Genomic DNA, 18,144 nt, shown 5'->3' on the forward strand with positions numbered 1-18,144 from the left:
CTTCACAGAAGTAATCTGCCAAAAACACGTTATGGCCAACCCTGTTGAGGGGAAGTATTCCTATGAAAATCGGCTGGCTGGCTGTTTTCCGCTGGCAAAAATAAGGTTATTTCCTGAAAAAAGTACTGATAAAGGTGCTTGAATTGCCCACGTTGTCCGTAACGGTGACTTTGAGCTCACACTCCGTGGCATTCAAGATCTTATCGTCAAAATTATAGGTGATGGTATTGGTCTTTGGTTCGTATTCCATCAATATCCATTCTCCGTTCAAAGTGGCCGAATAGGTGTCTATCCCGCTTAGATCATCGGAAATAGTGAGGCTCAGATAGCTGTAATTGCTCAACCATTGTCTTTCCTTGAAATTTTTTGGTGTTATGGAAGGGGCAAGGCTGTCCTTGACAAGGGTATAGGTGCCCAGGGTACGTGTGCGGGTCGTAAAGGAACCATCCCTCTTATAGGTTTTGGAGTAGGAAGGGCGGCCATCCTCGTCCAAATGGGCTATGAACATTTGGTCACGGTCTGAAGATGGGTATTTGGAAGGGTCAAAACTGATGGTGAAGTTTCGGTGGGCCGCCACACTGTTGTCGTGTATGGCCACGGTATCTTCTCCTTTTTTTAGGGCGATATAAAAATCATCGTAAAAGGTATTGGCTGGAAAATAGACCTTTGCCGCACCAAGGTCAAAATTGTTCGGTTTGTCTGCAAGGATAAAATCAGAGGAGGCTTCATCGTTTTTGATTTTTTTTGCGGACTCCTTTTTGCCTTCAACAGGAATGATGAGTTTGGTGGTATTGCCTGCAATATCCGAAATGAGGAGCTCCACATTGTACGACATGCCTTCCTCCAGGTCAATCTGGCCATTGTTGTACAGTGACTTGTAGATGCTCAAATGGTTGAAAGGTTCCTTGAAGCATTTTTGGATACGCTGTCTGAATTTGTAGAAATGGGCATAATCAATTAAGGTGTTGATATAGCGGGTTTCCCCGAAGGAAAACGTTTCAAAGTCAAACTCGGAGTAGACCCTGCCGTTCACAGTTTGCCTTACCGAATAAACCCCATTTTGGTTGGCGGCCATGTCCTGTCGGTCAAACGTATTGATGCCAAAGCCGATGGAACCCGAGGCTGTGACCTTGTCCGCTAAAAAGGAACCATCCGCTTGTTTCGTATAGTTGATCTGGATCTTCTCCTCACTTTGGTTGATCAAGGCATCCTTGGATAAAGGGTAGGCATACAGACCCAAAAGGGTTGGGTCGGTGGCATCCCTTACTTCATAGCCATAGAGTAGGGGGTTGGTGGGTTTTTCGTTGACGCTGCTCCGTATTTCAAAGTGTAGGTGGGGGCCTGATGAACCACCGGTGTTGCCTGAAAAAGCTATAATATTGCCCTGGGATACCTTTAGCTCTCCATAATCAGGGAAGATTTCGACCTCATACGATTGCTTGGTGTATTGCACCTTCTTCACATATTCCTCTATTTCCGGCCCAAACTTTTTAAGGTGTCCATATACGGAAGTGTACCCGTTGGGATGGGCCACATAGAGAGCCTTTCCATAGCCCCAGTGCGAGACCACTATCCGGGTTACCGTGCCATCCCCGATAGCGAGAACAGGCAGACCTTCCCGCTGTTGGGTCTTGATGTCGATGCCCGAATGGAAATGATTGGAACGCAGCTCCCCGAATGTCCCGGCAAGCACCAAAGGAATCTCCAGAGGGGATCGGAAAACATCTTTTGGGTATTTTTCTTGGGCATGGAGTATTGGGGCAATTAAAAAAAGAAGGGCAAAAAAAGACAGGCGCATAAGGTTTTTTATAAATACATACGAAAGTAACCAATGTTTTGTTTTATGAAAAACGATTTAAAGCTCCCTTGGTGCCCCCAAACCGCCCTAAATAATAAATACCGAAAAGTATTGCGAGGTTATCTTAGGATCGTTAACTTTGTGTAATACGCATTGTTGTTTGCATCTATGAGCGAACTTGTTGAGATTGTGGATTCTTTGGAGAACAAGGTGAGCAAACTGCTGCACAAAATGGAACTGTTGCACCAGGTGAACACCAAGTTGAAAGAAGAATTGGAACTTGCAAAAGAGGAAAGCAAGCTCAAAGAGGACGCTTTGGCAGAGTGGGAAGAGAAATACAATTCCCTAAAAATGGCGAACACGATGTTGGGTAGTAATACTAGCAAAACAGAAGCTAAGCTCAAGATAAATACATTGATCCGCGAATTGGATGTTTGCATTGCCAAGCTCTCGGATTGATTTGTAACGAAACCATGGAAGAGAAGCTCAAAATTAAGCTTTCCATTGCTGATAGGGTATATCCACTTACGATAGACCCCAGGCAAGAGGAAGGACTCCGAAAGGCGGCCAAGAACATTGAGACGCTGGCCAAAAAATTTGAGCAAAACTATGCGGTTCGGGACAAGCAAGATGTTCTGGCCATGTGTGCCTTACAATTTGCCTCAAAAATTGAGCAAGGTGGGATTGACCGTTCGGAAAGTGCCGAGGCCGCCATGCAGCGCCTCAAGGCCCTCAACGAACTGTTGCATTCCAAGCTGGGGGAATAAGTTCTTTAAAATAAAATTATTGTTACTGCCCACATTGGTAATATATTTTTGACAAGCTCAACACTATTATAATTAAAAAGGGTGAGTTTAGGTTGTAAAAGCATGCCCTGTACAAGGGATCCTTGATCAGCCTGTTAGCCCTAAACCTGTAATTAGGAGTTTGTACAAAACTTCGGCCGATGTGGGCTTTTTTTTTAAACTAAACATAATCAAACATGGATAATATCATAGTGATCGTTGTAGCAGCTGTTGTAGGGCTGGGCATAGGATTCGCAATTGCCAAGATGATGGAGAAGGGCAAGGCATCCAAGACCATTGCCAATGCAAAGAGGGAGGCTTCAGATATCATAAAAGAGGCCAACAAGGAAGGGGAGAACATCAAAAAAGACAAGATATTCCAAGCCAAGGAGAAATTCCTGGAGTTGAAGGCCGAACACGAAAAGGTCATCATCAGCAAGGACAAGAAGATAGCAGAGGCCGAAAAACGTATCAGGGACAAGGAATCCCAAGTGAGCAGCGAACTGGCCAAAAACAAAAAATTGAGCGATCAGCTCCAGGAGCAGATCAAGGAAGTCAACTACAAGGGGGAGATACTGGACAAAAAGCAGTCCGAAGTGGAAAAACTCCACAAGAGCCAAGTGCAACAATTGGAGGTGATTTCCGGACTTTCCGCTGAGGATGCCAAGAGCCAATTGTTGGAATCCCTGAAAGAGACGGCCAAATCAGATGCCATGGCCTACTTGCAGAGCACTTTGGAAGAAGCAAAGCTCACCGCGCAACAAGAGGCCAGAAAAATAGTCATCAATACCATTCAACGTATCGGGACCGAGGAAGCAGTGGAAAACTGTGTTTCTGTTTTCAATTTGGAGTCGGATGACGTCAAGGGACGTATTATCGGTAGGGAAGGAAGGAACATTCGTGCCCTCGAGGCAGCCACTGGCGTCGAGATTATTGTGGACGATACCCCGGAAGCCATTATCCTCTCCTGTTTTGATTCCGTGAGAAGGGAAGTTGCCCGACTTTCATTGCATAGATTGGTGACCGATGGACGGATTCACCCCGCCCGTATCGAGGAAGTGGTGAAAAAGACCGAAAAGCAGATCAACGAAGAGATTGCCGAAATCGGTAAGCGCACCGTGATAGATCTGGGTATCCACGGACTCCATCCAGAATTGATAAAGGCTGTAGGGCGAATGAAATACCGTTCTTCCTATGGACAGAACCTATTGCAGCACTCTAGGGAAGTGGCCAAGCTCTGCGGCGTAATGGCTGCCGAACTGGGACTCAATCCCAAGTTGGCCAAAAGGGCCGGACTTCTGCACGATATCGGAAAAGTGCCCATGGCCGAAGTGGAAGTGGAAACACCACACGCCATTTTAGGGATGCAGTGGGCCCAAAAATATGGGGAGAAAGCCGAAGTTTGCAATGCTATCGGTGCCCACCATGATGAAATTGAGATGACCACGCTGATCTCGCCCATCGTGCAGGTTTGTGATGCCATCAGCGGTGCACGTCCTGGAGCAAGAAGACAGGTGTTGGATTCATACATCCAACGATTGAAAGACCTGGAGGACATCGCCTTTGGTTTCAATGGAGTACAGAAAGCCTATGCCATCCAGGCCGGTAGGGAGCTTCGGGTCATTGTGGAAAGCGAAAAGGTGAGCGACGACAAGGCTGCTGAACTATCGTTTGAGATTTCCCAGAAGATACAGACCGACATGACCTATCCTGGTCAGGTGAAGGTGACCGTGATCCGTGAGACACGCTCAGTGAACGTGGCCAAATAAGCTTTTTTTTGATTTCTTAATCCCTGGAATTTTTGAATATCCATTCCAAAGGAATGTCACTATAGCTCGAATAGGATGTGTTGTAGCCATAGATGCTCCTTTTGGACATCACCACGAACCACTTTCCGTTGCCATGTGCAATGGTTGTGATATCGTAACCATCATTCGATTTTTCCTTGATATATTCTAGCGGATATTCAGAAAGTGTCTTCCAGCTCTGAAGGCCCAACTGAGACTCTGTGCTCATCGTGACCGCCCAAAGTCCATTGCCATAATTGGCCGAAGTGATGGAATAACCCTCGTTCCAATTCTGCTCTATCCACTCTTTGGGTATCTCTGAGTTGTAGGTTTTCCATCGTTGTTCACCATACCCTGTATTTTGGTTCATGACCACGACCCATTCCCCATTGCCATAGGCAATGGAAGTGATGCGGTAACCATTGTTCCATTTTTCGTTGATCCAATCCTTGGGAAAAATTTCAGATAATTTCCAGGATTGAATCCCCCAACGGGAAGTTTTGCTCATGACCAATAAAAAGGTGTTTTTGGTTTTGTCGAACTCGACAGAGGTAATGGTGTACCCCAAGTCCCAGTGGGTCTTGATCCAATCGGAAGGAAATTGCTTTGAATGAAATATTTTTTGTTTTTCATAGGAATTGGCCACTAAATCACTCATTACTACGGACCAGGCTCCTTCACCCTCTATCTCTCCATTTGCGAACGCTGTTATGGCATTGGTATAGATGGGAAGTTCCAGTTCCCCGGAATTGTCAAATAGCAGGGCCTTATAAATGTCCTCGTCTTCGTTCATGTAGTCGTCCAGATAACCCTGGTTTACCGATTTCGGATCTAGGTTGACCCAATAGAGCGTAGGTTTCATGTGTTGTGTGATGTCCCCACCAGCGAAAGCATTGTCATCCACCGTATAGGCCTTGAATGTGCCATCGGACATCTCTTCCAGATAAAAGTTGTCCGGACTGTAGCTGGAGTTTTCAGGTCCTCTGATGATTAAGGGGTTTTCCCCATCCAGAAAATAATCCTTAGTGCCATCAGCTTTGGTGAACTCTTTAAAGGTGCCTTTGTATTGGGCAACCTTGTCAGTGCCATTGGCAAAATATTTTATACGGACCAAGGCTTCGGTATCAGTGTAAAAGAATACAAAACCAGTATACTTTACACTGTTGCTGATCCAACTGGTCTCATAATAATAGGATTGTGAAAATGCTTGGATGCCCAACAAAAGATAAAGGGCCAAGAAAATTGATCTTTTGGTCATTGGTAAAAGGGGTGTTGGTTGGTTGGTAATAGGTTTGATTTTCTTGCGAAATTTCCTATTTATTCCTGAACCTTCAAAAGAAATGCGGTGTACTGTTCAAAAGAGATAGCCAATGTTTGTTTTTTGGAGGTGAGCAAGGCCCCTCCGAGTATAGGGGCTGACAATTATCATACTTTTCACGATGAAATCGCACTAGCTTTATCCTTGGAACAATAAACTTCAACAACGATGAAAAATGGTGTACCTGTTTCCGAGATCATGACCAAAAAATTGGTCACGTTGAGCCCAAAAGATGACCTGGTCACTGCCGAGAGACTTTTCAAGAAACATCATATAAGGCACATTCCAGTGGTAAAGGGAGATGCGATTATTGGAATACTGAGTTACACGGACTTGCTCCGTATCAGTTTTGCTGATGCCATCGACGAACATGAGGAATATGTGGACACCATAGTTTACAATATGTTCACCATACCCCAAGTGATGGTGCATGATGTGGTGACCGTTACCTCCAAGACCACGATCAGGGAAGTGGCGCAGTTTTTATCGCAAAAGGAATTCCATGCGCTTCCTGTAGTGGACGATGGAAAGCTGGTGGGCATTGTCACAACTACCGATTTGATAAGATACCTGTTGGAGCAATATTGAACCGGCAACAAAAACAATCGCCCCAATTTTGGGGCGATTTTGTTATTCTTCTTCGTTATCGTTGCTGTTCTCTTCTTCTTCGGCCTCTCTGTTGAGCCTGTTTTCGAGAATGTTCAGCTTTTTGAGCTTTTCTTTCCAGGTCTGAAGGGCCTCTTTCTGGTTGTCTATGTTTTTGATGACCTCTTGCACCAGCGGATTGTCCTCTGAGTCATTGGAGAAGAACTGGAGATTATTTTCCAGTTGGCGTATTTCAGACTTGCTCTCGTCGATTTTTCTTCTGATGAACACCCGCTCATTGCCAATGGCGCGGTCGTCCTCCGTTTTGGCCAGTTCCTGCACCTTGTTCCCATATTTGATGAGCTCCGACTCTTGTCTGCTCACCCCCAACTTTTTCAGTAGGGCATCCACAATTTTGCTGAACTTGCCGTTAATGTGCTTTTTGTTGTAGGGAATACGGCCATATTGCTTCCATTCGGCAAGGAACTCCTTGATCTCGGCCAAGTCTTTCTTTTTGTCCCCGCTGAGTTGAAACTCCTTTAATCGTTCCAGACAGGCATTTTTCTTTTCAAAATTTTCATACTCGTCCTTCTGTGCTTCGTTCTTATCTGAGTGCAGGCGATCAAAATAGTGGTTGCACGCATCCTTGAAATCTTTCCAGATCTTGTCCGAATACCTTCTGGGTACATGGCCTATCTTTTTCCATTCGCTTTGGATGCGCTTCATTTCGGGTGTGACTTCGTCCCAATCATCGCGGTCCTTCAAAGAAATGGCAAGGTCCAAGAGGGCCTTTTTCTTATCCAGGTTCTGTTGTTGCTCCTTTTTCTGGTTCTTATAAAAAGCGTTCTTGTTCCTATTGAATTTACGGACAGCATCCTTGAAGTGGCTCCAAGTTTCCTCGTTTACCCTTTGGGGCACTTTACCGGCCTTGAAGAAGGAATCCCGCAGCTTCTCAACTTCACTGATCTGCTGCTGAAGCGCCCTGTGGCTATTGGCGACATTTCCGGAAATCTGGACAATGGAGGCTATGATGTCCTGCTTTTTCTCGAGATTTTTTTCATAGACCTTTTCCTGTTCTTGGAAATGTTCCTGTCTACGCTGGTGCATGGCCTTGGTGGCATTGCTGAACCTTTCCCAGATTTCTTCCCTGTTCTCCTTTGCCACGGGACCAATGTCCTCTTTCCAAATCTTATGGAGGGTCTGGAGTTCCCTAAAGGCTTTGTTCAGGTCGGGTTCATCGGCCAAGGCTTCGGCCCGCTCCACCAATTTTTGCTTTTCTTCCAGATTGTGCTTGAAATCCAAGTCGCGCAGTTCCCGGTTCAGATGAAGGAAATCGTAGAAGATTTCCATGTGGTGGTGGTAAGTGCGCCAAACATCGTTGTAGTGGTTGCGGGGAATGGGCCCTGCATTTTTCCAACTTTCCTGAAGGTTTTTGAAATTGTTGTAGGTGGTGTTGATGTCTTCCTCCACATCGATGAGCCCCTTGAGCTCTTCAATGATCTCCAATCGCTTTTGGAGATTGTTCTTGAGGTTCTGCTCCAGTTGTTTGTAATACTGGTCTCGCTTTTCACGATAATCGGCATATACTTCATTGAACTGCCTTTTGGCCACGGAGTTGTACTTAAAATCAATTTCATTGCCTCCCTTGGACACGAACTCTTCTTTCTTGTGTTCCAAAAACTCCTGGAATTTTTGGTCAAACTCATATTTTATGGCGCTGACATGTTTTCCAATGGCCTGTACCTTTTCGTTCCGCACCAGCTTTTGAAGTTCGCCCACCAAGTTTTCCATGGGCATGGAGTGGTAATCCAAAAATGGGATGTAGTGACGTTTTTCATTGTCGGTATCTTCCGCGTCCTCCGCATTGGATTCATCTATCTCGTCAATTGGGTCGTTGGGACTGTCGGAATCTTTTGCGCTGTCCTCTTTGGAATCGCTGCTTTCTGTCTTGTTTTCTTCCTTATTTTCAGATGCGGCTTCCTCGGACACGTTCGGTTCAGAAATGGGGCTTTCTTCCAAAGGTGCTTTAATGTTGTCCGATGTTTGCTCTGTGCCACCTTCAGCTTGCTGAAGTTTGTGTTCGTTGTCCTGCATTAGTAAGTAGCTTTAGCTGTTGATTGATGATAATTATAGCCAATTTAACAACTTAATTGGCTAATAGCAAAAGTATTGAATCTTCTTTTGCTCCAATGGCAAGTTGTGTGAATCGACAGGAAAGCTACGTTAGACGTCTTTTTTTATGGCGTGTTCCAGATTTTCCAAGCTTTTTCGGCCTGCCATTGCAGCATTCCCAGGCCATTCTGTATGGTCGCCCCATTGACTTCTCCAAGGGCAAGGAAAGTGGTTTTGTCCGGGTTGTAGATCAGATCGTACAACAAATGTTCCTTTCCAATATATTGGTAGGGAAGGTCAGGTTTTTTTTCAATATCGGGGTGGGTGCCCAAGGGCGTACAGTTCACGATCAGGGTGTTTTCTTCCATGATGGTCTTGTCCAGTTCATCATAGGTGTATTGTCCCACTTTTTTGCTCCGTGAAACGTATGTAGTGCCTATGCCCATCTCCTCGAGCACGAAACGTACCGCTTTGGAGGCGCCGCCCGTACCCAATATCAGGGCCTTTTTGTGATGCGGTCTTAACAAGGGTGCAAGCGATTTTTCAAAACCGTACGCGTCTGTGTTGAAGCCTTTCAGGCCATTTTCGGTAATTTTGATGGTGTTCACGGCACCGATTTTTTCCGCTTTGGCATCCAGCTGGTCCAGATAAACCAGTACTTCTTCTTTATACGGGATGGTTACGTTGAATCCCTTGATGTTGTCCTGTGAAAGCACGGATTCCAGTTCAGAGATGTCCTGAAGATCAAAGTTTTCATAACTGTGGTCATCCATTCCGAGGTCCTTGAATTTTTGGGTGAAATAGCCCTTGGAAAAAGAGTATGAGATGTTCTTACCGAGAAGGCCGTACCTGTTTTTTTTCATTTCTGTTCTTTCCATACCAATCCAACAGCAATAATATTAAAATCCCAAGGATTATAAAAAGCAAAGCCCACCAGGTTTCAGCCAGAGCAATGTCCGGAAGGTAGCGTTTGTAGTTAAGCACTATTTTGTCCCCATTGGAATCCAACAAGGGGTTTCCCTCCGGACCCAGTTTAAACATGGTCCTTTTCCATGGCCAAAGCACTCCGAGCGAACCTGTTATGAAGCCTAGGATGACGGCCGTGGTTGTGGCCTTGTAATGCTTGAGCACATAGCTGAGCAAATGGGAGAAAGTAACCAGTCCTGTGGCAGATCCCAGCGTGAATACGGCCAATATCTTTAGGGTACGGATACGCTCCCCGTTGTCCACAAAGCTGAAATCACCTGCAAAGATATCTGAAAAGGTGTCATAGAGGGCATTCACAGAGTCCACCAATAGCAACACATAGTTGCCCAGAAGGATCAAGATGAAGGAGCCGGAAAGTCCGGGAAGGGTCATCCCGGAAACACTGATAATTCCACAAAAGAAGATAAATATCAAATTGTCGTTTTCCTTGGCCGGGTTGAGAAAACTAATGGAAATGCCAATGAGCAGCCCGATAATGCCTGCTGGAACCGTTCTTCGGTTCCATGGCTCAAAATCTTTACCGATATAGTAGATGGATCCTATGACCATTCCAAAGAATGTGGCCCATACAAATATCTCGTTATGGTCCAAAAAGTAATCCAGTATCCTCGAAACACTGAAATAGCTCACCAGCATCCCAAAGATCAAAAGGATCAAAAACTGTGCGTTGGTGTATTTGTAAAAGCTCTTGAACCTGCCGTTAAAAAGTAATTTAACCGCTTTGGAATTGAGTTTTTGGAGGGAATAGATGAACTCTTCGTAAAAGCCGCCCACAAAGGCCACGATGCCCCCAGATACCCCAGGGACCTTGTTGGCCGCTCCCATACAGAGGCCCTTGATGACCAAGAAGAAATTATCCAGAAACGTCCTAGGTTGGTGCATGGGCCAAAATATGTTTTCTTATTTTTTGGAAGCTGCTTTTTCCAGGATAAAAATAAGCGAAAAACCTAGTATGGCTAGGATTATGGCAAGCATTAATTGATTATCGCCCTCAAATGCACCGGGCAGTACGTTGATGTCATCGACAACAATGGTCTTTTCCCCAAAAGTGCGGGTCTGGAGCACCTTTTTCCAAGGCCAGATCTTGTTCAGGGATCCCAAAATGAAACCGGTGAGGAGTGCCAAGGTACTATTCTTGTAGTTGCTGAACATCCACTTCAGGAGGCGGGCAAAGCTCAACAGTCCGACAATGGCCCCAAGGGCAACGGTGAGCACTATTTTGATGTCCCTTTCATGGACGGCATCCAAAATGGTCTTGTAGGAGCCCAGCAGTACCAAAATGAAAGCACCGGAAATCCCTGGAAGGATCATGGCACATACCGCCAAGGCCCCCGACATGAAAAGATAGGGTAGGCTGTCCGTGTTCTCGCTCACGGGAAGTTCGGTGATAAAATAGGCAACAACGGCACCCAGCACAAAAACGACCACAGTGCCCAAGTTCCATTTTTGGATCTCCTTCCCCACAAAAAATACACTGGCCACTACCAATCCGAAGAAGAAGGACCACAGCAGCACGGGCTCATTTTCCAAAAGCCAGCTAAGAAACTTGGCGAGGGAAAGCACGCTGATGAATATGCCCGCAAAAAGCGCGAGCAAAAAATTGCCGTTGATTTTGTTCCAAAAAGCCTTGACACCTTCTTTTCGCAAAACGGAGATAAGGGATAGGTCAATATTGTTGATGGAGGTGATGAGTTCTTCGTAGATGCCCGAAATAAAGGCAATCGTGCCCCCGGACACCCCTGGGACCACATCTGCGGCACCCATGGCCATTCCTTTGAGGGTAATAATGATATAGTCCGCTAATCGGCGTGGTTTCATGTAACTTAAATATGATGACAAGGATTAGGTTGAGGTCTTTTTTATTTTGGAAACCAAGGCCTTTACCCATTTCACTTCGCTGAACTCTGGAAATTCCCCGTCGAACAACTCCAGTTTGTCCAAATCCATTTTCATGGCGTCCGCCAATGTTTTCTTGGCTTCCGGGATTTCGTTGTTCTTCAGGTAGATTCCGGCCAGTTTATACGTGAGCTTGGCACTGTCGGGATAAAATTCCAAACCTTGGATCAAAACCTGTATGGAGGAATTCAAATCGCCCATTCTTTTCAGTACCTCTGCCCAATTTTTCCAGGTATCCAGTTCATAGTTCCCTAGGTCCACAGTCTGTTTGTAGGCAAAATCAGCCTCGTCCAAATTGTCAAGGGCAAAGTAGATTTTGGCGGCTTTTTTCCAATAGAGCGGATTCTCTCCATCAATATTGATGGCCTTGTTGATATAGTAGAGTGCCTTTTCGTGGTTCTTTTGCCTAAAATGGAAATCCGTAATGGCCAACCAACCTTTGTCCAACAGAGGGTCTTCATGTACCGTGTGGTAGTAATAGTATTTCGCCAGATCATAGTTGCCCAGTTTTTCATGGCATTTCCCAAGGCGTAGGAAGGCATGGGAAGTGGGATCCTCCATGGAAATGGTGGCCTCGTAATTTTCTATGGCTTCGTTGTACCGTCCCAACTTTTCGAGCACCTTGCCTTTTTCAAAATAGGCCCCGATGAAGGAATCGTCGGAAATTACGGCAAAATCAAATGCGGTCAGGGCTTCTTGGAACATGTCCATGGCGTAGTACATCTTGCCCAACTGGTGCCAGGCCACTTCGCAATAGGGATTGCGTTCCAAATAGTCGTTCAGGTAGTGTATGGCCCCGTCAAAATCTTCGAGGAACTCGAAACAATAGATGACATTGTAGAGCGATGAATAGTCACTTTCATCATACTCCACACATTTCATGAAACTGAGCTTGGCACGTTCATGGTCGTCCATGAACAAGTATTCCATGCCCAAGAGCGAATGGATGTCAAAAGTGTCGTCCGTGAGGTGCAGGGCATCCAATAACAGGTTTACCGCAGCTTGGTGGTTGTCCTGTTTGGATTGGATGTTGGCCCTTTGGATATAGATTTCCTCGTTGAGGGCATCTATGTCCTGAATTTCGTCCAATAATTTTTCAGCGGCCTCGAATTTGTCCTCAAACGCCAATACTTCAACCTGCAACAATTTTAGCTCCAAGGAGTTTGGGTGTTGTTCCAAGCCTATTTGGATAGCTTTCTTCCCTAGGGAGATTTTTCCATTGTTGAGGTAGTGGTGAATGATCTCCTCAAAGTCCTCGGAGTCAAAGAAATAGACGTCGTCCGTCTTGAGCATTGACTCGAATTTGCTGATGGATTTGTCAGGATATTCGTTAGAATCTAACGCCATAGGAACTTTTTTGGTTTGACTATGGACTTAAAATTAACCCTTTGGGTATCTCTTTAGGTCCAAAAATCGGGTATGTTATCAACAAATTAGTTAACAGTGTCGGGTTTATACTCGTTCAAGATACTAATGATTATGTCGCAACCGACCTCAATTTCTTTCAACGAAATGGTCAAAGGTGGTGAAATTCTTGCTGCCCTGCCTTCAAACAGCAACCAAAAAAGAATGAGACCCCTTTTGGCGGCCTCCAATATCAGATGGTCTGCCACTTCCTTGGTTTCTAGCATCACGGCCAGCATTAGCCCTTTGCCCCGGACCTCGGTGATCAAGGGGTGGACCAACAGTTTTCGGAAGAGGTTTTCCTTTTCCAGTGTCTGTGGAATCAAGGCGGTTTCCATAAGCTCCCGCAAAGTGGCCAAACTGGCGGCAGCGATTACGGGATTTCCACCAAAGGTGGTAATATGGCCCAATTTTGGACTGTGCTGTAACTGGGCCATCATTTCTTTTGAGGCCACAAAGGCACCTACAGGCAAGCCGGAGGCCATTCCTTTGCCGATCACGAGGATATCGGGTACGCAGTTGAAATGTTCAAAAGCGAAAAGCGCCCCGGTACGGCCAAAACCTGGTTGGATCTCATCAAGAATGAGCAAAGCACCCATTTCGTCACAGCGTTTTCTGACTTTTTCCAGATACCCATTTTCCGGAAGGATGAAACCTGCTCCCCCTTGTATGGTCTCCAAGACCACAGCGGCCGTTTTTTCGGTGATCTTTGCCAGATCTTCCCCTACGTTGAAATTGATAAAGCGCACATCGGGAATCAAGGGCCTGAACGCACTTTTACGCTCTTCATAGCCCATAAGGCTCAAACTGCCCATGGTGTTTCCGTGGTAGGCATGGTTGGCGGCTATGATCTGCGATCGACCCGTATTCCTTCTGGCCAGTTTTATGGCCCCTTCCATGGCTTCGGTTCCGGAATTGACCAAATAGGTGGTCTCTAAAGTTTTGGGTAGGTGGGCGGCCAAAAGTTTTGTAAACTCCACTGCTGGGCGCTGCACATATTCCCCGTAGACCATCACATGCATGTATTTGTCCACCTGTTCCTTGATGGCCTCGATGACCCTTGGATGGCCATGGCCCAACCCACAGGCGGACACGCCGGCCACAAAATCCAAGTGCGCCTTGCCTTCGTGGTCGTAGATATAGCTGCCCTTTGCATGGGAGACCTCCAATCCCAAGGGATGTGGTGTGGTCTGGGCTTGATGGATGAAAAAGTCGTCTTTGTACATTAAGGGGCCTGTACTTTTTTTATTTGGGTCTTTTTGGGCTGTGTGGCCTTGTTGTTCTGGGCATTGATGGGGTCGTTCTCATTTTTTTGACGTTCCTCTTCCTCTGCATCAATGTCTATGGGATTATCGATTCCGCGAATCTTTACCAGTTCGATATTGTTGTCGTCCTCATCAAAAATTTCGTCCTTGGACATGATGCGCTCATCGCCCCGCCAGACAAAACCCTTCAATTTCCGGCTCTCCACAGGCAGGTCCTTTTCGGGAAAAATATCCCCATCGGGATTGACAAAGAAGGTAATGTCTTCAATATCGTTATTGGCCATGATCAACCGGATCTTGCTACAAATGGTCTTGTCAATGCCAATAAGTTCCTCATCGTCATTGTACATGTAATAAATGACCTCGGTATTGGCGACCAAGTCTATGATCTTTAGTTCATTGTCGATGAATTTTCCATAGAGATTCTTTCCTTTGGCCTGATTATACCCGGTTCCACTAATGGTGTCCAGAGAAATGATAAAGGCATTTTCGATGACCTTGAGTGAATCCAGTTTTTCGGTCTCCATATCGGAGATCAGATGGATACTGTCCCCTGTGATCTGGTTGTCCACATTCCACATAATGGGGTCTTTGATCAACTGGGTGATTCCGGTAGACTCATCAAAATGGATGGAATCACATTTGCCGCTCAGGTCCGTTTTGTAGAATTTGGCATTTCTGAAAGCCCTCAGAATTCTTTTTTCGGGTTTGCCGGTCACCATAAGGGTGTCACCATGCATGTACAGGGAATCATTTTCCACCAGACTGATGGAAACGGCCCGTTTGGTCGCAAAAACGGAATCCAATGCCTTATATACCTCTGCATAATGGGCTTTGATCACCCCATTATTTATGGTGTCTGTAATCTTGATGTTGTTGGTGGCCGAGGCAAACTCACTGACCTTGTCAAAATAAAGGCTATCACCCTCTATGATCTTGTTATCGTAATCGATCCGTGTATTCTTTATGCCATATCCCCGTTCGATTTTGGTGTCGTAAAAGCCCCGTTCACAGTAGATTTTATACTCTTCCCCAGTAATGGTGGAGGGGCCGTACATGTATGCGTTTTTGGAGGTCGTGTAATAATCCAACTGTTCCGAATCGATGATGTACTCGGGGTTGTCTATGTGCACGTTCCTTTGGAACTGGTACTTTTTTGGGGTCATGAAGTAGGTCCCCACCTTGCTGGTCAACACATTGGCGGAATCCACCACCTTGCCACCTGAGTTGTAATAGGCCAACTGCTTTTCACGGTCAAAATAAAGGGTGTCCGTGGTGAGTGTCATCTGTCCGTTGGTCAGGTCCACACTTTCCCAGGCCTTGGCCAGTTTGGTGTTGCCGTCATAATCCATTTTGCCACTGTTCATCTCAATGGAATCCCCTTGTTGCAAACGGATGTTCCCAATGGCCTTCAAGCGGTTTTCTTCCGTATAGAATATGGCGATATCGCACCAAAGGTCTGCACCTTGGTGTTCAAACTGTACCTGTCTTTCATCGTCCTTGCTGAATATGGAAGCACCTGGAAACTGAGCCTCGTCCTTGGTGAAATTGGCCCCATACACAATGTTGATCTGTCTATCTTGGGGTTTCTGACCGTCCTGTTGGGCAGTGGCCCCAATAAAGCATAACAATAGAATGAAAAAAGAAAATCTTTTCAAATCCATGGAATTTTGCCCAAAAGTAGGGTTTTTGGGGAAAGTGACATATAGCCTTTAGAAAGCTTTGGCAAATGTTGGACAGTTTTGCCCCGTTTTGTCATTCATTCAGAAAGGCGGAATACATCCACACCAGTTTTTCCTGCTCCCGGATATAGTCGCTCATCAGCGCGTTTGTACCCTCATCGTTGGAGTCTCCCGACATTTCGAGGAGTTCCCTTTCCAAGGGGAGCAGCACCTCATAGCCCTTCAAGATCTCTTTGATGGCCTCAGTGCCATTGGATACGTTCTTTGCTGCCTTTATTTTGGACAGTCCCAAATAATCCGCATATGTGTGGAGCGGAGTGAAGCCAAGGGTCAAGATCCTTTCGGCAATCTCATCGATTTTGATTAGGGAATCATTGTACAGCTCCTCAAATTTGAGGTGGAGCTCAAAGAATTTATGGCCTTTGATGTTCCAATGGAATCCGCGTGCATTCATGTAGAACAATTGATAATCGGCCAAGAGCTCGTTGAGTTTTTCTGAGAGTTCGCTCGATGCTTTTTGGTCCAGTCCTATTTGATTGAGATTTTTCCCCATGTTCTTGCTTTTTAAATGATTTTTATACCCAAACTTTGTCGGATTTGGGCCGTGTTTCTTTCAAGCAAGTTAGGCAATAAGCATCATCCCAAAAGTGACAAAAGTCACCCTGTTACAAGAATCTTGTTCTCGATCAGGCTGTCAATGGGCAAGTACCTTTTCCCAAAGGGAAAAAATCGAACTGACGTTTACTTTGTCGTCAGCAGTCAAAATGTACAGCGAGAAACCTTATCTGCGTATGGTCTGAAGTCTGTCCGGCCCCACGGAAACAATCTTAATGGGCACCTGGAGCTGTTCCTCCAAGAACGTAATGTAATCGTTCAGGGCAGTCGGGAGTTCCTCTGCCGTGGTCAATTTGGTAAGGTCCTTGGCCCATCCCTTCATTTCAGTGTATATGGGTGAGACATATTCACTTTCAATATTGTAGGGTAGGTGTTGTATCTTTTCTCCTTTGTAGTCATAAGCGGTACAGACCTTAATGGTCTTGAACCCGCTGAGTACATCGGCCTTCATCATCATCAATTCGGTAACGCCATTGATTTGTACGGCATATTTCAGTGCTACGAGGTCCAACCAGCCACAACGTCTTGGTCTTCCTGTGGTGGCGCCGAATTCGTTTCCTACGCGGCCCATGGTCGCTCCATCCTCATCAAAAAGCTCGGTGGGGAAGGGGCCGCTGCCCACTCGGGTGGTATAGGCCTTGAAAATGCCCAATACCTTCTCAATCTTGTTGGGTGCGACACCTAGACCGGTGCAGGCACCTGCTGCGGTGGTGTTGGATGAGGTAACAAAGGGATAGGTCCCAAAATCAATGTCCAAAAGGGAGCCTTGGGCCCCTTCGGCAAGTATTTTCTTTCCTTCGGCCTGCGCTTTGAAGATGTATTCCTCACTGTCGATGAAGGTCAATTTTTTGAGGGTCTCCACACCTTCACAGAATTCGGCCTCCAATTCGGGTAGATTGTATTCGATCTCTGCATTATAGAAATCGATCATGGCTTCGTGCTTGTCGGCCAGGGCACGGTATTTGGTTTTCCAATCGTCAAATTCCAGGTCTCCCACACGCATTCCGTTGCGCCCGGTCTTGTCCATATAGGTAGGTCCGATGCCCTTTAGTGTGGAGCCGATCTTGGCCTTTCCCTTTGAGGCTTCGGATGCGGCATCCAGCAACCGGTGCGTGGGAAGGATAAGGTGTGCCTTGCGCGAGATCAAAAGCTTGGAGATGATATCGATGTTGAACTTTTGAAGATTGTCCAATTCCCTTTTGAAGATGACGGGGTCAATGACTACGCCATTACCCACAATATTGATGGCATTTTTATGAAAAATCCCAGAGGGGATGGTGTGCAGTACGTGTTTTATGCCATCGAATTCCAAGGTATGCCCTGCGTTGGGGCCTCCTTGAAATCTGGCGATAATATCGTATTCCTTGGTTAGTACATCAACAATTTTTCCTTTTCCTTCATCTCCCCATTGGAGTCCAAGCAATAAATCTACCATGAAATGTGTTGGTTATTCTGTTAGGTTTTCTTCTTTGTTTCGGGTTCCGTAGAAATATAACGAGTGGTTGTTGATCTTGATGTCAAAAACCTCTTCGATGGTCTTTTTTATGGATTCAATTCGAGGATCACAAAATTCTAAAACTCCACCTGTATCTGTCAATATGATGTGGTCGTGTTGACGGTTAAAATAGGATTTTTCATATTTAGCCTGATTTTCTCCAAATTGATGCTTGCGTACCAGTTTGCATTCCAACAAAAGTTCGATGGTATTGTAGAGCGTTGCTCGGCTCACCCTGTAATTCTTCGTCTTCATTTTGATGTAGAGGGATTCCACGTCAAAATGATCGTCACTTTCATAGATTTCCTGTAAAATGGCGTAGCGCTCAGGTGTCTTCCGATGTCCCTTTTCCTCGAGGAACGCAGTGAACACGTTTTTTACAATTTCCTGATTTTTATTGTTTCCCATGGCTTTC

General features: G+C 45.7%; 16 protein-coding genes and 1 other RNA gene. 5 read left to right on the forward strand and 12 right to left on the reverse strand.

From position 1 onward, the window contains the following. Positions 1-106: 106 nt before the first annotated feature. Positions 107-1,798 (reverse strand): M23 family metallopeptidase, encoded by a 1,692-nt coding sequence (locus D2V93_RS06050; RefSeq protein ID WP_119618796.1) that lies wholly within the window; start codon positions 1,796-1,798, stop codon positions 107-109. Positions 1,799-1,966: 168 nt separating this feature from the next. Here D2V93_RS06050 and D2V93_RS06055 point away from each other — a divergent pair, with 168 nt between their 5' ends. The 4 genes from D2V93_RS06055 to rny all read left to right on the forward strand — a co-directional run bounded on the left by D2V93_RS06055 (position 1,967) and on the right by rny (position 4,352). Continuing rightward, a complete protein-coding gene (locus D2V93_RS06055; RefSeq protein WP_072877478.1) occupies positions 1,967-2,257 on the forward strand; it encodes a hypothetical protein in 291 nt (96 codons plus the stop codon). A gap of 14 nt (positions 2,258-2,271) precedes the next feature. Then, positions 2,272-2,565, forward strand: a complete 294-nt coding sequence (locus D2V93_RS06060) for a cell division protein ZapA (protein ID WP_119618797.1) — start codon at positions 2,272-2,274, stop codon at positions 2,563-2,565. Between the two features lie 55 nt (positions 2,566-2,620). Further along, positions 2,621-2,727: non-coding RNA, 6S RNA (gene ssrS / locus D2V93_RS06065), on the forward strand. Positions 2,728-2,780: 53 nt separating this feature from the next. Further along, complete coding sequence (gene rny / locus D2V93_RS06070; protein WP_072877482.1) at positions 2,781-4,352, forward strand: ribonuclease Y; 1,572 nt, start codon at positions 2,781-2,783, stop codon at positions 4,350-4,352. 16 nt (positions 4,353-4,368) lie between these two features. On the opposite strand, the gene D2V93_RS06075 is transcribed toward rny, so the two are convergent. Continuing rightward, positions 4,369-5,628 (reverse strand): DUF7477 domain-containing protein, encoded by a 1,260-nt coding sequence (locus D2V93_RS06075; protein WP_119618798.1) that lies wholly within the window; start codon positions 5,626-5,628, stop codon positions 4,369-4,371. A gap of 228 nt (positions 5,629-5,856) precedes the next feature. Between D2V93_RS06075 and D2V93_RS06080 the strand changes: the two genes are divergently transcribed. Then, positions 5,857-6,276 carry a CBS domain-containing protein gene (locus tag D2V93_RS06080; protein ID WP_072877486.1) on the forward strand — a complete coding sequence of 140 codons (420 nt, stop codon included), beginning with the start codon at positions 5,857-5,859 and terminating at the stop codon, positions 6,274-6,276. Positions 6,277-6,318: 42 nt separating this feature from the next. Here D2V93_RS06080 and D2V93_RS06085 read toward each other — a convergent pair whose 3' ends face one another. The 10 genes from D2V93_RS06085 to D2V93_RS06130 all read right to left on the reverse strand — a co-directional run bounded on the left by D2V93_RS06085 (position 6,319) and on the right by D2V93_RS06130 (position 18,137). Then, a complete protein-coding gene (locus tag D2V93_RS06085; RefSeq protein ID WP_119618799.1) occupies positions 6,319-8,367 on the reverse strand; it encodes a DUF349 domain-containing protein in 2,049 nt (682 codons plus the stop codon). 143 nt (positions 8,368-8,510) lie between these two features. Continuing rightward, positions 8,511-9,248 (reverse strand): shikimate dehydrogenase family protein, encoded by a 738-nt coding sequence (locus tag D2V93_RS06090; protein ID WP_245978103.1) that lies wholly within the window; start codon positions 9,246-9,248, stop codon positions 8,511-8,513. Further along, complete coding sequence (locus D2V93_RS06095) at positions 9,217-10,254, reverse strand: DUF368 domain-containing protein (protein WP_072877492.1); 1,038 nt, start codon at positions 10,252-10,254, stop codon at positions 9,217-9,219. Before D2V93_RS06095 ends, D2V93_RS06090 begins: the two co-directional genes overlap by 32 nt. 18 nt (positions 10,255-10,272) lie before the next feature. Then, positions 10,273-11,190 carry a polyprenyl-phosphate transporter gene (locus D2V93_RS06100; RefSeq protein WP_072877494.1) on the reverse strand — a complete coding sequence of 306 codons (918 nt, stop codon included), beginning with the start codon at positions 11,188-11,190 and terminating at the stop codon, positions 10,273-10,275. 24 nt (positions 11,191-11,214) lie between these two features. Next, complete coding sequence (locus tag D2V93_RS06105; RefSeq protein WP_072877496.1) at positions 11,215-12,615, reverse strand: tetratricopeptide repeat protein; 1,401 nt, start codon at positions 12,613-12,615, stop codon at positions 11,215-11,217. Between the two features lie 86 nt (positions 12,616-12,701). Next, positions 12,702-13,898 carry an aspartate aminotransferase family protein gene (locus tag D2V93_RS06110; protein ID WP_119618801.1) on the reverse strand — a complete coding sequence of 399 codons (1,197 nt, stop codon included), beginning with the start codon at positions 13,896-13,898 and terminating at the stop codon, positions 12,702-12,704. Then, the gene (locus D2V93_RS06115; protein WP_119618802.1) at positions 13,898-15,601 is read right to left on the reverse strand and encodes an OstA-like protein; all 1,704 of its coding nucleotides are present in this window, start codon (positions 15,599-15,601) and stop codon (positions 13,898-13,900) included. The genes D2V93_RS06110 and D2V93_RS06115 overlap by 1 nt, the downstream gene beginning before the upstream one ends. A 91-nt stretch (positions 15,602-15,692) precedes the next feature. Then, entirely contained in the window at positions 15,693-16,172 is a 480-nt protein-coding gene (locus tag D2V93_RS06120; protein WP_119618803.1) for a Dps family protein, read from the reverse strand. Between the two features lie 228 nt (positions 16,173-16,400). Next, the gene (locus tag D2V93_RS06125) at positions 16,401-17,669 is read right to left on the reverse strand and encodes an adenylosuccinate synthase (protein WP_119618804.1); all 1,269 of its coding nucleotides are present in this window, start codon (positions 17,667-17,669) and stop codon (positions 16,401-16,403) included. Positions 17,670-17,681: 12 nt separating this feature from the next. Continuing rightward, the gene (locus D2V93_RS06130; protein ID WP_119618805.1) at positions 17,682-18,137 is read right to left on the reverse strand and encodes a Fur family transcriptional regulator; all 456 of its coding nucleotides are present in this window, start codon (positions 18,135-18,137) and stop codon (positions 17,682-17,684) included. Between the last annotated feature and the right edge of the window lie 7 nt (positions 18,138-18,144).

Origin of the sequence: Flagellimonas taeanensis, assembly GCF_003584105.1 — a bacterium.
GTDB classification, from domain to species: Bacteria; Bacteroidota; Bacteroidia; order Flavobacteriales; family Flavobacteriaceae; genus Flagellimonas; species Flagellimonas taeanensis.

Excerpts from the sequence above, each read along its gene's own strand:
- D2V93_RS06100 (WP_072877494.1), bottom strand. The coding sequence starts at position 11,190 with ATGAAACCACGCCGATTAGCGGACTATATCATTATTACCCTCAAAGGA.
- D2V93_RS06050 (WP_119618796.1), bottom strand. The coding sequence starts at position 1,798 with ATGCGCCTGTCTTTTTTTGCCCTTCTTTTTTTAATTGCCCCAATACTC.
- D2V93_RS06090 (WP_245978103.1), bottom strand. The coding sequence starts at position 9,248 with ATGAAAAAAAACAGGTACGGCCTTCTCGGTAAGAACATCTCATACTCT.
- D2V93_RS06105 (WP_072877496.1), bottom strand. The coding sequence starts at position 12,615 with ATGGCGTTAGATTCTAACGAATATCCTGACAAATCCATCAGCAAATTC.
- D2V93_RS06080 (WP_072877486.1), top strand. The coding sequence starts at position 5,857 with ATGAAAAATGGTGTACCTGTTTCCGAGATCATGACCAAAAAATTGGTC.
- D2V93_RS06055 (WP_072877478.1), top strand. The coding sequence starts at position 1,967 with ATGAGCGAACTTGTTGAGATTGTGGATTCTTTGGAGAACAAGGTGAGC.
- D2V93_RS06060 (WP_119618797.1), top strand. The coding sequence starts at position 2,272 with ATGGAAGAGAAGCTCAAAATTAAGCTTTCCATTGCTGATAGGGTATAT.
- D2V93_RS06120 (WP_119618803.1), bottom strand. The coding sequence starts at position 16,172 with ATGGGGAAAAATCTCAATCAAATAGGACTGGACCAAAAAGCATCGAGC.
- D2V93_RS06085 (WP_119618799.1), bottom strand. The coding sequence starts at position 8,367 with ATGCAGGACAACGAACACAAACTTCAGCAAGCTGAAGGTGGCACAGAG.
- D2V93_RS06095 (WP_072877492.1), bottom strand. The coding sequence starts at position 10,254 with ATGCACCAACCTAGGACGTTTCTGGATAATTTCTTCTTGGTCATCAAG.
- rny (WP_072877482.1), top strand. The coding sequence starts at position 2,781 with ATGGATAATATCATAGTGATCGTTGTAGCAGCTGTTGTAGGGCTGGGC.
- D2V93_RS06115 (WP_119618802.1), bottom strand. The coding sequence starts at position 15,601 with ATGGATTTGAAAAGATTTTCTTTTTTCATTCTATTGTTATGCTTTATT.
- D2V93_RS06130 (WP_119618805.1), bottom strand. The coding sequence starts at position 18,137 with ATGGGAAACAATAAAAATCAGGAAATTGTAAAAAACGTGTTCACTGCG.
- D2V93_RS06075 (WP_119618798.1), bottom strand. The coding sequence starts at position 5,628 with ATGACCAAAAGATCAATTTTCTTGGCCCTTTATCTTTTGTTGGGCATC.
- D2V93_RS06125 (WP_119618804.1), bottom strand. The coding sequence starts at position 17,669 with ATGGTAGATTTATTGCTTGGACTCCAATGGGGAGATGAAGGAAAAGGA.
- D2V93_RS06110 (WP_119618801.1), bottom strand. The coding sequence starts at position 13,898 with ATGTACAAAGACGACTTTTTCATCCATCAAGCCCAGACCACACCACAT.